This is a genomic window from Mesorhizobium sp. M2A.F.Ca.ET.042.01.1.1 (genome assembly GCF_003997405.1).
Taxonomy (GTDB): Bacteria; Pseudomonadota; Alphaproteobacteria; order Rhizobiales; family Rhizobiaceae; genus Mesorhizobium.
Genome location: NZ_RZRX01000159.1, coordinates 1 through 14,940 on the forward strand (window position 1 = coordinate 1; position 14,940 = coordinate 14,940).

General features: G+C 66.1%; 4 protein-coding genes. 2 read left to right on the forward strand and 2 right to left on the reverse strand.

Annotated elements, in window-relative coordinates:
- A partial coding sequence (locus EOA23_RS22245) for a translocation/assembly module TamB domain-containing protein (RefSeq protein WP_127305723.1) occupies nt 1-5,324 on the reverse strand: 5,324 nt, incomplete at its 3' end.
- A gap of 2 nt (nt 5,325-5,326) precedes the next feature.
- On the reverse strand, nt 5,327-7,255 hold the full coding sequence (locus EOA23_RS22250) for an autotransporter assembly complex family protein (protein ID WP_127305724.1): 1,929 nt from the start codon (nt 7,253-7,255) through the stop codon (nt 5,327-5,329).
- A gap of 277 nt (nt 7,256-7,532) precedes the next feature.
- On the opposite strand from EOA23_RS22250, the gene EOA23_RS22255 reads away from it, so the two are divergent.
- Both EOA23_RS22255 and pbpC read left to right on the forward strand, forming a co-directional pair.
- A complete protein-coding gene (locus EOA23_RS22255; protein ID WP_127305725.1) occupies nt 7,533-13,013 on the forward strand; it encodes an alpha-2-macroglobulin family protein in 5,481 nt (1,826 codons plus the stop codon).
- Between the two features lie 75 nt (nt 13,014-13,088).
- Nucleotides 13,089-14,940, forward strand: a 1,852-nt coding sequence (pbpC, locus tag EOA23_RS22260; RefSeq protein ID WP_127305726.1) for a penicillin-binding protein 1C, incomplete at its 3' end; no start/stop codon positions are given.

Below are 14,940 nucleotides of genomic sequence, written 5' to 3' on the forward strand. Positions count from 1 at the left end.
CCGTGCGGGCGCAGCGCCTTGTCCTGCGCCCGCACGGACGCCGGCGCGTTCTTGTGCTTCACATCCAGGGCCGAGAGCGACCCCGGCAGCTTTTCCGGGACGGTGATGACCGTCCTCGCCAGGTTGATCGTGCCGGCAACCACCGGCGCCGAGACGAGCGGCCCCTTGACGGTCAGGTCGCCGCCGAGATTGGCGGTCACCACCCGGCCGTCAGTGTAGCGGCCGTCGGTGAGCTTGATCGACAGGTCGGCCGGGAAGCCCTGCGCCGGATTGATGCCCACGGTGCCGCTCGCCGACAGGCTGCCGCGCGTCGACAGCGTGCCGGTCAGGCGGTTGATCCTGGCCACCCCGCCGCCGATAGAGACGTCGGCGGCGATGTCGTTCACCGCCAGGCCGGAGCGCGCATCGATAAGGCGCGCGCCGGATGTCGTGACTTTGCCGCTGATAACCGGCGCGGATGCAGGACCACGCACCTGCACATCGACATTGGCGGTGCCGTTGAGCGCCAGCCCTTGCGCGGCGAGCTTTGCGGCCAGGAACGAGAACGGCACCTTGCCGTTGAAGTCGAGCGCCAAGGTTGGCGTGCCTGCCGTCGTCACCGAGCCGCCGCCCTTGAGGCCGAGGCCGGCGCCGTCGCTGATGTTGGCGTCGAAGGCGAGCTTGTTGCCGGCAAAAGTGCCGGATGACGACACATTCATGCCGCCAAGGCCGGCGCCACGCGTCTGCGAGGTCTGCACGCCGGCGGCATCGATCTTGAAGGCGACCGAGGGGGTCGAAGGCTGGCCGATCACCTTGACCGTGCCCGAGATCGAACCGGCCGCGTCGAGACCGGGCGAGAAACTGTTGGCGAGCGAGATCGGCACCCGAGCCAGGTTGGCGTTGATGTCGAGCCCCTGCGCGACCTTGCCCGTCACCGTTGCCGTGCCGCCGCCGAGGTTGAGCACCAGCCGTTCGAGCGTGGTCACGCCATTGGCGATGGTCACCGTAGAGGCCTGCGCGATCGCGGCCTTGATGCCCTGCACGGTCGCCTGGCCAGAGGCGAGCTCGATGGTCGTGGTTCCGTTCGCCACTTTCACGCGTCCGGCGGCTTTGGCCGGGATGTTCTTGACGGTGGCCCCGCCGGAAAAACCGGTCCAGTCGCCGTCGCGCTTGAGATCGACATCGATGCCTGTGATGGCGGTGCCGCCGGAAGTCACGCTCTCCGCCCGCACCGTGCCGGCGATCACCGGTGCTGCCATATAGTTCGCGATCTGCGCGTCGATGGCGACATTCCTGGCGGAAAGATCGCCGCGCTTGATCTCCGAGGTGTTCGCCTTGACCGCGACATTCGGCCCGTTGGCCGCCTTGGTAAAGGCGATCGTGCCGCGCACATTGCCTTCGGCCTTTTCCAAGGCCAGCGCAGCGAGCGGTCCGATATCTGGCAGGTCGAGCGAAACGGTGCCCACCGGCACGAAAGCATCGTCGAGCGCGAGATCGCCGGAAATCTTGTTCGGCCCGAGCGACAGCAGAAGCCCATTGATCGCGCGGCTGCCATTGGTCGTGGCGAGCACCGCGCTGCCTTGCAAATTCTGCCCGGCGACAGTGCCGGTGAGCTGCACATTGGCTGCCGGATTGGCGGCATCGGCCTTGCCGGTCGCCGTCAGCTTCAGTCCGGTGATCTCGCGCGCCGCCACGAGGAGCCGATCGCTGTCCACCGTCATCGACAGGTCGGGCGCGGTGACCGGGCCTTGCGCGTTGAGGGCGAAAGTGATGACGCCCTTTGCGTCTTTCGAGAGCCCTGAAACGTCGCTCAACGCGCCCCTGATGCCGGCGGCCAGCTTGCCGTCGGCAAGGCTCGCCTGGCCGTCGGCGCTGAGTGCGCCTGAATTGAGCTTGAGGCCGTCTATATTGACATTGCCATTGGCATCGCGCTTCAGCGCACCGCTCAACTGCGCCGTCTCGCCAAGCATGCCGCGCGCCGCAGCCGGCAAGGCGGAAGACGCGACCTCGGCCTTCATATTGAGGTCGACGGCGCCGTCGCCCAGCGATACCCGGCCGGCGACCTGGCTGTTGAGCGCATCGCTGGTCAGCGAGCCGCTGTCGAGGGCGACGGAATCGGGAGCCAGGCGCCCATTGACCTTGGCGACCACCTTGCCGGCGATCAGCGCTGCGATCAACGGATTGTCGAGGCCGATCCTGTCCAACGAGACCGTGCCGGAGACCGGGCCTGCCCGTCCCTTGAGGTCGAAAGCATCCGAATGCAGCGCGAGCGTCAGGCCATCCACTTTCGCCTGACTGGCGACGATGGACGGCAGGATGGCGGACACATCGAGCCGCGCTCGCGTGCTTTCGCCCGCCATCTTCGCCGACAAGGACTGGACTTCAACCTTGACCGGGCTGTCGGCGCGGCCGAGCGTCAACGGCAGGCTGGGCCCCGATGATAAAAGATCGAGGGAGAAGTCGCTGGCGCCGTTGGGATTGAGGGTGCCGGCGGCCTTGCCTGAAATCCCTTCGCCCGACAGCGTGGCGTGATCCAGGGCGACGCCGCCCGCCAGCGTGTAGCTGCCGGCAGCGTCCAGATCCAACGGCCCGAGCCCCGCCTGCCGGGTCTGGTTGGTCTCGGCGCCCGCCACCTTGGCGTTGAACTGAACGTCGGGGTTGGATGACGGACCGGTGACGTGCGCGGTGCCCTCAAGCGTTCCGGCCCCGTCGAGGCCGGGCACGAAATCATTGCCGAGCGCCACCGGCAGGTTGGCGAGATTGGCCGTCAGGTCCAGGGTCTCACCGGCGCTGCCGGAAACCGTCGCCGAGCCGCCGCCGAGGTTGAGCGCGAGCTTCTCAATTATCGTCACGCCATTGGCGATGGAAAGGCGGGATGGCTCGGCGATAGCCGCCTTGATCCCGCGCACTGTCGCCTCGCCGGACGTGATTTCCACGCTTGTCGTGCCATCGGCGATCTTAACCCGCCCGGTGGCGGTGGCCGGAATGCCGGACGCCGTGGCGCCGCCGGTAAAGTTGGTCCAGTCGCCATCGCGCTTCAAATCGATGCCGATGTCGCTGATGACCGTGCTGCCGGAGGTCACATTGTCGGCCTTGATCGTGCCCGAGATCGCCGGCCCCTTAAGATAGTTGGCGATCAGCGCGTTGACGGTGATGGCTTTCGCCGCCAGGTCGCCACGCGCGATCGAGGTGCTCGCCGCATTGATGGTGACGGTCGGCGCCTCGCCCTCCTTGGCGAAGGCGATCGTGCCGTTGATGTCGCCGGTTGCGGTCTGGTTTGCGAGTGCAGCGAGCGGCCCGATATCGGGCACGGCAAGCGTCAGCGTGCCGAGCGGCAGGAACTTGTCGTCGAGCGCGAGATCGCCCGAAACTTTGTTGTCGCCGAGCGCCAGGGTGAGCCCTTTGATAGAGCGCTTGCCGTTGACGGTCACCAGCGTAGCCTCGATGTCTAGCGCCTGCCCCTCGGCATTGCCGGTCAGCGAGAGGTCGGCGGTCGGATTGGCGACATCGGCCTTTCCCTTGGCCGAAAGCTTGATGTCCTTCACCGTGCGGCCGGCCGCCGTCAGGCTGGCGCTGTCGGCCGACACCGTGAAATCCGGCGCCAGACGCGGACCGCTTGCCGTCAGCGCGAAATTGACTCCGCCCGCAAGCGGCGTGCCGGCAAGCGACGACAGCGGCGAGACGTCACCCAACGTGCCCTTGACGCTGGCCTGGAGGTCCGATCCCTGCATGCTGCCGGTGCCGCTGGCGCTGAGCGAGCCGGAGCTGATCTCCAGCGAGTTGGCGGCGAACGCGCCTTGCGGATCGCGCGTGGCGCTGGCCGAGAATTGCACCCGCTCGCCGAGCAGCGAGCTGATCTGCGGCGGCAATGCCTTGGAGTCGGCGTCGGCATTCATTTTCAGCGTCATCGACAGGTCTGCCAGCGCCACATTTGCCGTCAGCCCGGCATTGAGCGCATCGCTGCGCAAGGTGCCTTTGTCGATGGCCACGGTTTCGCGGCTGATCGTGCCGGAAAGATCGGCCGCGAGCTTGCCGGTCACCAGCGGCGCCAGCGTGGCGACGTCGGTCTTCAGCCCGGCGGCGGCAAGCTTGATGCTGAGCGGTCCGCTGCGGTTTTCGATGTCGAAGCCGTCGGAATGGATCGCACCGGTAATATTGTTGAGCTGGGTGCCGCCGACGGCGACGGAGGTGAGCGACGTGCCGATATCGACCATCGGCGCCTTGCCGTCGCCGAAGGCGCGCACCGTGGCCTTCTCGACGGCGACCAGGATCGGCACGGCGCTGTTGCCGACATCGATGGTGACGGGCTTGTCCTTGGCGGCAAGCTCGACGGCCAGGTCGCTGGCGCCCTTCGGATCGACATTGCCGGTCGCGGTGCCGTGCACGGACTCGCTCTCGATGATGGCCTGCTCGATATCGACCCCGCCCGCCGTGGTCGCCGTGCCGGCGAGGTCGAAGCTCGTCTTGCCGGCGAACAGCGATTTTATCTTCTCCGGCAGGAACGCTTCGAACTCGCCATCGCCCTTGGCCTCGATGCGGTGGCCCTTGTCGGTCAGCTGGTGCCGGCCGGTCAGCTGGCTGACGATCCGGCCATCGACCATGAAGGTGCCGACGCCGCTCCAATTGGCCAACGGCCCGCTGCCGGTGACGACGATGTTGACGGGCGGCGCATCCGGCAGCTTGAGCAGATTGGCGATGATGCCGCCGGCCGGCTCCGACGCCTTGAGATCGAGGTCGAGCTTGTTGTCGGCTGGCGCGAAGTGGATCTTGGCGTCGACATTGCCTTGCTTGCCGTCGTGGCGGGAGACATTGAGCACGCTTTCGATCGCCAGCGGCGACGGATCGGCCTTGAGCGAGCCTTTGGCTGCCAGCTCGGCGATGCCGCTGCCGGCAAGCTCTTGCCCAAGCGCGATCTCCGGCAGGTCGATCTGCTTCACGTCGATAGACACTGGCAGGCTGGACGAGCCGCCCTGCGATGGCTGCTGGCTCGGCTGCGGCAGCCGCGCCAGCTCGATCCGCTCGGCGGCGAAGCGGTCGGCATTGAAATTCCGGGAGAGCAGCGCCGTCGGCGACCAGTCGAGCGCCACCTTGCGCGCCACCATCCAGGGCCCGGCGCGGTCTTCCACCACGACATGGTCGACCCTGAGCGCGCCCGACCATATGCCTTCGATACCGGCGACCGTAACCTTCCGGTCCTCGCTCGAGGCCAGCTTCGAGATCAGGCCGGCGAGGTTCTGGCGGCCGCCTTCGGTGCCGGTCAGGACGACGAGAGCGCCGATCGCCACCACCAGCAGGATGAGCAGCGTGTAGATAACAATGCGGAGGATGCGCCAAAAGATCTTCATCGTCAGAACGCCTGGCCGATGCCGGCATAGATGCCGAAATGCGGATCGCCTGGATCGCGGTTGAGCGGCACGGCCGCGTCGATTCGCAGCGGACCGAACGGGGTGATATAGCGCAGGCCGACGCCCGCGCCGACCTTCACATCCGAGAAATCCGGGAAGGATTTGATCGAGACCGTGCCGGCATCAACGAAGGGAACGATGCCGATCGTGTCGGTGACGCCGATGCGCATCTCCACCGAGGTTTCGAAGAAGGAGAGACCGCCGATCGGCTGGCCGTCAATGTCCTTCGGGCCGATGCCCTGGTAGGAATAACCGCGCACCGAGCCGCCGCCGCCGGAATAGAAGCGCCGGTCGGCGGGCACATTCTGCAGCCCGGTGCCGACGATTGAGCCCAGCGTCGCCCGTTCGGCGAGCACGAACCGGCTTGCCGTGTCCAGCGACTGATAGGTGTAGCCCTCGCCCTTCAGCTTCAGGAAGGTCGCGCCATTCAATATGTCGTAGCTCGGCTCGGCATAGGCGAGGAAGCGGAAGCCTCTGGTCGGGTTCAGCTTGTTGTCGCGGTTGTCATAGACATATTGCAGCGGCACGCTGGCGATCAGATAGGTATGCTTGCCGAAAGTGTCGGTGATCCTCGAATAATCGAGGTCGAATTCGGCCGAGACCCTCTGCTGCTTGTCGAGGTCGTAGGAAACGCCGACGTCGCCCTTCACGGAGAAATGGTCATAGGCGTCGGGATGTTCGAACACCGTCTTTACGCCGGCGAAGAATTTCGACGTCGGCCCGAGCACGCCCGGCTTCTCGAACATGACGCCGGCATTATAGTTGAGCGCTGAAAGGCTGTTGCTGCCGATGCCGCTGATCGAACCGTCGATGCGCAGCTTTTCGGCCTGGCCGAACAGGTTGCGGTGTCCCCAATAGCCTTCTAGCCCCAGCCCTTCCGTATTCGAAAACGTGCCGCCGAGGCCGAAAAAGCGTGGCTTGCGCTCGCTGACCTGGACGTCGATCGGGATGTTGCCGTTGGCGTCGAGGCTGTCGCCTTCCTTGATGGTCACGCTGTTGAAGACCTCGAGGCCGAGCAGCCGGTCGCGGGCATCATCGATTTCCTGCGGCGAATATTGCTGGCCCCGCTTCAGCCCGGTCATGTATTCGGTGAAGTCGCGATCGACCTTTTCCGTGCCATCGACCGTGGTGTCGCCATAGCCGGCGACCGGGCCGGCGGCCACCGTCAGCGTCACGTCCAGCGTCGAGCTGGAGTGCTCGGCCACGATCTCGCGGTCTGTGATCTTTGCAAGCGGCCTGCCCTCTTCTTTCAGCGCCCGCACGATCAGGGCCTCAGCCTTGAGCACGGCGCCGGAGCTGGCATCGCCGCCGGCGATCAGCCCGAAATCGGCGCTTGCCAACCCGGCGGCATCGCCCTTCAGCCGGATATTGCCCAGCGTGAATTTCGCCCCCGGCGCGACGCTGACGACGACCGGAATGGGCTGCGGCCCCTTGAATTCCGCGTCCGGCGGCAACTCGTCGATCGACTTGCCGTCGATCGTGATGGTAACCACACCCTCGTAGCGGGCATCGGCGTAGAGCGCGGCGACCAGTTGTTCGCGGTCGCCGCGCGCCTTGGCCATCAGGCCGAGCGATCCCGACACCGGATGATCCTCGTCGTTCTTTAGCGCCGAGGCGTTTTCGAGCTTTTTGATCAGATCCTTGTCGGCATCCGGCGCGTCGATGGTCACCGAATAGCGCAGCGGGTCGACGATATCGGCGTCCTCGTCCTTTGACGAGCCCCAGAGCTTGATGCCGAAAATCTCGAAAGCCGCCGCCGGACGCGCCTCGCCGGCCAGCATTGCGGCGCAAAACAGCACGAAAAGCAGGGCGCGCGGAAGCCCGCGCCCTGGCGCGAACCCTCCTGACATCTGCGTTTCATGCGCCGGCATTAAGACAACCTAGTCGACAAAACTAAAATTGGAATGAAGTTCCGAAATGTTCGTAAAGGGGCCACAATCCAATTGTCTGAAATAGACCGGGCTTGGAATTCACACCTTTTGCGATTCCGCAAGAAAGTGTGATCCGTCTCATAGAGGTTCTGTCGAAATACCGGCCTTTGGCCGGTTTGGAAACCGTTCGCGGGTGATAAACCCGCGGCGCTCCGGCGTTGACAAGCCTGCACGAAGCTTGATCATGCCCGGACGCTGGCGATGTCGGGAGGGTGGTATGGCAATGCGCGCGGCTCGTGGTCTCTTTTACCTTCTTCTCATCTTTTTCGCGCTGGGCGGGGCGGCACTTGCGGCCGAAGCCCGGCGAATCGTGACGACCGACAATTCCGACTATTTCGGTTTCGACCTGAGGTCGGAGCAGAATGTCAGCCTCGACCAGTGCAAGACCACGTGCCTTGGCGATACCGCCTGCCGCGCCTTCACCTACAACACCAAGGCAAACTGGTGCTTTCTCAAATCCGACTATAACCAGTTGAAATCCTTCACCGGCGCCATCGCCGGCAAGGTCGCGAATGTCGATGGCGACCCCGATATCGGCGCTCCGCCGGCGCTTGCTTTCTTTCCGAACTGGATGGCTGACCAGGCCCAGCAGTTCCGCAACAAGCTGACCGATCCGGCCTATGACAAGCCGACCGAGGGCCTTGCTGCCCTGCAGGCCGCCGCCGAGCAGGCCTCGCTCACCGGCGACCATCGCCTTGCCATGCAGAAATACCAGGCCGCGATCTCCGTTCTGCCCGATGACGGCGCGCTCTGGCTGGCGCTGGCGCGCGAGATACTGGCCGTGGAGCCGGCGTCGAACACCACTGAACCCGCGACTTTCCCGATGAACGCCACGTCGGCGGCCTTCAACGCCTACAAGCTGGTGCGCACGGCAAAGACCCGCGCCGAGGCGCTGGCGCTGCTTGGTGCCGGTCTCGACAAGCGCGATCTCTACCGGCCGTCGCTGCAAGCCTATGAGGCGAGCCTTGCCCTGGTGAGTTCGCCAGCCGTCCAGGCCGACTATGCCGATCTCAAGGCGCGCAAGGGTTTCCGCGTTGTCGAGCACACCGTCGATGCCGATTCCTCCTCGCCGCGCATCTGCGCCCAATTCTCCGAAGAGCTGGTCAAGACCGGGGTCGATTATTCGCAGTTCGTGGCCGTCAACAACGCCGCGCCAAAGGCAGTCGAGGCCAAGGACAAGCAGATTTGCGTCGAGGGCCTGGAACATGGCCAGCATTATGACGTGACCTTCCGCGCCGGACTGCCGGCGGCGATCGGTGAAACGATCGCCGCGCCCGTCGTGCTGTCGATCTATGTCCAGGACCGCGCTCCGTCCGCCCGCTTCACCGGCGACAGCTTCGTGCTGCCGGCGGGCGCCCGTCGCGGCATTCCGGTCGTCACCGTCAACATGAACGCCGCCAAGATGACGCTCTACCGCATCGGTGATCGTTCGCTGGCGCAGCTTCTGTCCGGCTATCAGTTCCTGCATCAGCTCGATGGCTACGATATTTCCACCATTTCCGACCAGATGGGCGAGCCCGTCTGGTCGGGCACGCTCGACATCGCCAACGATCTCAACAAGGAGGTGACCACCTCTTTCCCGGTTGATGAGGCGATCCCGCAGCGCAAGCCCGGCGTCTACGTGCTGACCGCGCAGCCTGTCGACGACAAGAGCGACGATTACGGCTCACGCGCCACGCAGTGGTTCGTGGTCTCCGACATCGGCCTTTCCACCTATACCGGCCAGGACGGTCTCAACGTCTTTGCCCGTTCGCTGGGCTCGGCCAAGCCGATTCCCGGCGCCGAACTGACGCTGCTTGCCAGGAACAACGAGATCCTTGGCACCGCGACCACCGACGCCGAAGGCCACGCCGTCTTCAATCCAGGCCTCACCCGCGGCGAAAACGGCATGGTGCCGGCCGTGCTGATGGCCAAGCAGGGCGACAACGACTTCGTCTTCCTCGACATGGGCAAGGCCGGTTTCGACCTGTCCGATCGCGGCGTCGAGGGGCGCGCCTCGCCCGGCGCGCTCGACGTCTATGCCTGGACGGAGCGCGGCATCTACCGCGCAGGCGAGGATGTTCACGTCGCGGCGCTTGCCCGCGACGGCGCGGCAAAGGCGGTCGAGAACCTGCCGCTGACCTTCATCTTCACCCGTCCCGACGGCGTCGAGAACCGGCGCATCGTCAGCAATGGCGAGTCCGCCGGCGGCCATGCCGTCGACCTGCCGCTCGAGGCCAACGCCATGCGCGGCACCTGGACGGTGTCGATCTACACCGATCCCAAGCAGTCGCCGGTCGCCAGCCAGATGTTCCTGGTCGAGGACTTCGTGCCGGATCGCATCGAATTCGACCTGACCGCCGACAAGAAGGAGATCGCCCAGGGCGAGACCGCCAACGCCACCGTCGACGGCCGCTTCCTCTATGGCGCGCCGGCCGCGGGCCTGGCGCTGGAAGGCGAGATGACGCTGTCGACCACGAGCAGCTGGGACAGCTTCAAGGACTTCACCTTCGGCCTCGCCGACGAGCAGTCGAGCGAGCCGACCGTGACGCCCCTCGCCAATCTTCCCGTCGTCGGCGACGACGGCAAGGCGACCTTCCCGATCACCATCGACCAGTTGCCGTCGACCACCAAGCTGGTCAACGCCAAGGTCACGGTGCGCATGCGCGAAGCCGGCGGCCGCGCCGTCGAGCGCTCGCTCGACATCGGCGTTCGCCCGCAGCGCGACGTCATCGGCATCCGCCCGGATTTCGAAGGCGACGAGGTGCCGCAAGGCGGAACAGCCAAGTTCAGCATCATCGCCGTCGATCCGAACGGCAAGCGCGAGGACCTGAAAGGCGCCCAGTGGTCGCTGGTCAAGGTCGAGCGGAACTATCAGTGGTACCGCTCCAACAATTCCTGGAATTACGAGGCGGTCAACCTCACCAAGGCCGTCGCCAATGGTGCGGTCGATCTCAAGGCCGATGGCGAGGCGACCGTGTCGCTGCCCGTCGACTGGGGCCGCTACCGGCTCGAGGTCGAGACGGCTGACCCGGATGGTCCGGCGACCAGCTATGAGTTCGACGCCGGCTGGTATGTCGCCTCGACCACCACCGAGACGCCCGACGGCCTGGAGATCGCCCTCGACAAGGACAGCTACGCCGCCGGCGAAGTCGCCAAGCTGAAGGTCTCGCCGCATTTTGCCGGCGAACTTCTGGTCACCATCGGCGCCGAGAAGCTGTTGAAGACCGTCACCGCTTCGGTGCCGGTCGGCGGCAGCACCGTCGACATCCCGGTCGGCGAAGACTGGGGCGCCGGCGCCTATGTCACGGCCACCTTGTTCCGGCCGGGCGACGCGCAGGAATCGCGCATGCCGGCCCGAGCCATCGGCATCCAGTGGCTGGCGGTCGACCCGGGTTCGAAGAAGCTCGCAGTCTCGCTGACGCCGCCGGAAAAGACCCTGCCGCGCCAGCAGCTATCGATCCCCGTTGCGGTCAACGGCGCTCAGCCGGGCACCAACGCCTATGTGATGGTGGCTGCCGTCGATGTCGGCATCCTCAACCTCACCAACTACAAGGCGCCCGATCCTGAGGACTGGTTCTTCGGCCAGCGCATGCTGGGCTTGGAGATCCGCGACCTCTATGGCCGCCTGATCGACGGCTCGCTCGGCACAATGGGTAAGATACGCACCGGCGGCGACGGCGCCAACATGCAGGCGCAAGGCAGCCCGCCGACCGAAAAGCTGGTCGCCTTCTTCTCCGGCCCGGTCGAGCTCGACGCCAACGGCAAGGCGCGGATCGACTTCGACATCCCGCAATTCAACGGCACCGTTCGCGTCGTGGCGGTCGCCTGGACCAAGGAGGCCGTCGGCCATGCCCAGACCGACGTCATCGTGCGCGATCCGGTGGTGATCACCGCCGGCCTGCCGCGCTTCCTGGCGCCGGGCGACGCGGCGACCATGCGCCTCGACATAGCCGACACCGATGGCCCGACCGGCGACTACGCGCTGTCCGTCACCACCACCGGCGACCTTTCGACCGGCGACAAGCCGTTGCCGGAAAAACTGACGCTCGCCCAGGGCAAGCGCCAGTCGCTCACCTTCCCGCTGGTCGCCAGGACCGCGGGCGACGCCTCCGTCACCGTCAAGCTCGCCCATGCCGACGGCACCCAGGTCGAGCAGACGCTCTATCTGCCGGTGCGGCCGGCGCAGCTTCCGGTCACCAACCGCATGGTTGTCGACCTGAAGCCGCATGGCGGCTCGCTGCGGGTCGACAAGGAGCTGCTTGCCGCCAGTGTGCTCGACGGCGCTTCGGTCAGCGTCGGCGTCTCGCAGTCGTCCGCGCTCGACGTGCCGTCGCTACTGATGAGCCTTGATCGCTACCCCTATGGCTGCGCCGAGCAGACCACCAGCCGCGCCATGCCGCTGCTCTATGTCAACGACATGGCCAAGAGCATCGGCATGGAGAGCGACCCTGACCTGCATCAACGCATCCAGGACGCCATCTACAAGGTGCTCTCCTATCAGTCGTCGAGCGGCAGCTTCGGCCTCTGGGGGCCGGGCTCCGGCGATCTGTGGCTCGATGCCTATGTCAGCGAGTTCCTGACCCGGGCACGCGAGGAGAAATATGACGTGCCGGCGCTGGCCATGAACCAGGCGCTGAACAACCTGCAGAACTCGCTGGGCTACGACCAGGACGTCCAGGAGAAGGGCAGCGATATCGCCTATGCGCTCTATGTGCTTGCCCGCAACAAGAAGGCCTCGATCGGCGACCTGCGCTACTACGCCGACACGCAGATCGAAGCTTTCTCCAGCCCGATGGCGGTCGCCCAATTGGCGGCGAGCTTGGCGCTCTACGGCGACACGCAGCGTTCGGAATCGACCTTCCAGACGGCGCTCCGGCTGGCGCAGTCTGAAACCGACTACGACTGGTACCGCTCCGACTATGGCTCGCGGCTGCGTGACGGCGCGGCGATACTGGCGCTGGCGGCGGAATCGAAGCCGGTGCCCAGCATCATGCCGCAACTGATCAAGCTGGTCGGCGTGGCGCGCGCCGATGCCCGCTGGACGAGCACGCAGGACGAATCCTGGATGCTGCTTGCCGCGCGGGCGCTGAAGGAAGGCAATGATTCCATCACGCTTTCCGTCAATGGCGCGCCGCATTCGGGCGGCTATTCCGACCAGGTCGCCGGCAGTGACCTGGTCGACAGCCCGCTTACCATCGCCAACACCGGCGCGACGCCGCTGCAGGCGGTGGTGACCGCGGTCGCCGCGCCGGTCGATCCGCTGCCCGCCGGCGGCGACGGCTTCACCATCGATCGCACCTACTACAAGCTCGACGGCACCGAGGCCAACGTCACCGAAGCGAGGCAGAACGAGCGTTATGTGGTCGTGCTCAAGGTCTATGAGCAGAACAAATGGCCGTCGCGGCTCCTGATCACCGACCTGTTGCCGGCCGGCTTCGAGATCGACAATCCGAGCCTGGTGTCCAGCGCGCAATTGTCGAACTTCTCCTGGCTGGCGCAGACCGACGCCGCCCATCTGGAGTTCCGCGACGATCGCTTCGTCGCCGCCTTCAATCCGACCGAAGGCGACGGCGACCGCAACATCACGCTGGCCTATGTCGTGCGCGCCGTGACACCCGGCACCTACGCCCATCCGGCGGCGACGGTGGAGGATATGTACCGGCCGCAATATTCGGCCCGCACCGCCACGGGCGTGATGGAGGTGAAGGCGGAATAGCGAGGTCGCCGGTCTATCCTTCTCCCCGTCACTATACGGGGAGAAGGTGCCGGCAGGCGGATGAGGGGCAGCGCCATGCTCTCCAGGAAATTTCTAAGACGCACCGCGATCGCAGGCATCTCGCTTGCCGGCCTCGCGGCACTTTCCCTCGCCGCGCTCTGGGAACTCGACCGCGCCTTCCCGCCGCCGCTGCCGGCAAAGCTGACAGTCTCGACCGAGGTGCAGGACCGCGACGGCCAGTTGCTGCGCGCCTTCGCGACGCCCGACGGCTACTGGCGGCTCGAGACCCGCCTCGACCAGGTCGACAAGCAATTCGTCGACATGCTGGTCACCTATGAAGACAAGCGCTTCTGGGACCACCGCGGCGTGGACCTGTTGGCGCTGTGCCGCGCCGCCGGACAGCTCCTCACCAGCGGCCACATCGTGTCGGGCGGCTCGACGCTCTCGATGCAGCTTGCCCGGCTGATCGAGCCGCGCGACAGCCGCAGCCTCGGCTCCAAGCTCAAGCAGATGCTGCGCGCCATCCAGATCGAGCGGCGGCTCACCAAGCAGGAAATCCTCGAACGCTATCTGACGCTGGCGCCCTATGGCGGTAATCTCGAGGGCGTTCGCGCCGCCTCGCTCGCCTATTTCGGCAAGGAGCCGAAGCGGCTGACCGTTTCGGAAGCCGCCCTTCTCGTCGCGCTGCCGCAATTGCCGGAAAAGCGCCGGCCCGACCGCAATCTCGGCATCGCGCACGCCGCGCGCGACCGCGTGCTGACCCGCATGGTCTCGGCCGGCCTGCTCGGCGAGCGCGAGGCGCAGCGCGCGGCGCTCGACGACGTCTCCGGCCTGCGCAGAAAACTGCCGGCGCTGGCCGCGCACGCCTCCTACGCCATGCTGCCAAGGGCCGTGCCTAGCAAGCCGCTGCAGCTCACCATCCGCCGGAGTGTGCAGCAAGGGCTGGAGCAGGTCGCAAGGGATGCCGCCAGGAAGCTTGGCCCGAAACTTTCCATCGCCATGGTGCTGGCCGACGCCCGCACCGGCGACATCCTCGGCGAAGTCGGCTCGGCCGATTTCTTCGACGCCAGCCGCTCCGGCTGGATCGACATGACCAGGGTGGTGCGCTCACCCGGTTCGACGCTGAAGCCTTTCATCTACGGCTTGGCCTTCGAGCAGGGGCTGGTGGCGCAGGAGATGATCATCGAGGACAGCCCGGCCGATTTCGGCGGCTACCGGCCGAAGAATTTCGACATGGGCTACCAGGGCGACGTCTCTATCCGCCAGGCGCTGCAATTGTCGCTCAACGTGCCGGCGATCCGGGTGCTCGACGCCGTCGGCCCGGCGCGGCTGACGGCGCGCTTCCGCCAGGCCGGCGTCAACCCGATCCTGCCGCCCAACGAAGCGCCCGGCCTGGCGATCGGGCTTGGCGGCGTCGGCGTGACCTTGCGCGACCTGGTACAGCTCTATACCGGGCTCGCCAATGGCGGCAAGATGCATACGCTGCATGACGGCACCGAGCCGGCCAATGCCGAGCGCACCACCGCCACCATCCTCGACGACCAGGCGGCCTGGCAGATCAACGACATCCTGTCCGGCGTGAAACCGCCGGAAGGCGCCATGCAGCGCGGCATCGCCTACAAGACCGGCACCTCCTATGGCTACCGCGATGCCTGGTCCGTAGGCTTCGACGGCCGCTACGTGCTGGGCGTGTGGGTCGGCCGCGCCGATGCCAGCCCCGTCCCCGGCCTGTCCGGCTATGTCTCCGCCGCGCCGATCCTGTTCGAAGGCTTCGTCCGTTCCGGTCTCGCCAGCGTGCCGCTGCCCGGCCGGCCGCCGGGTGTCTTCAATCCCAAGCGCGAGGAATTGCCGGTGACGCTCGCCCGCTTCGGCGCCGGCGCCGAAGCGGGCGAGCGTCACCGGCAATTCCTCGCGCTTGGGATTGAAG

Excerpts from the sequence above, each read along its gene's own strand:
- EOA23_RS22255 (WP_127305725.1), top strand. The coding sequence starts at position 7,533 with ATGGCAATGCGCGCGGCTCGTGGTCTCTTTTACCTTCTTCTCATCTTT.
- EOA23_RS22250 (WP_127305724.1), bottom strand. The coding sequence starts at position 7,255 with ATGCCGGCGCATGAAACGCAGATGTCAGGAGGGTTCGCGCCAGGGCGC.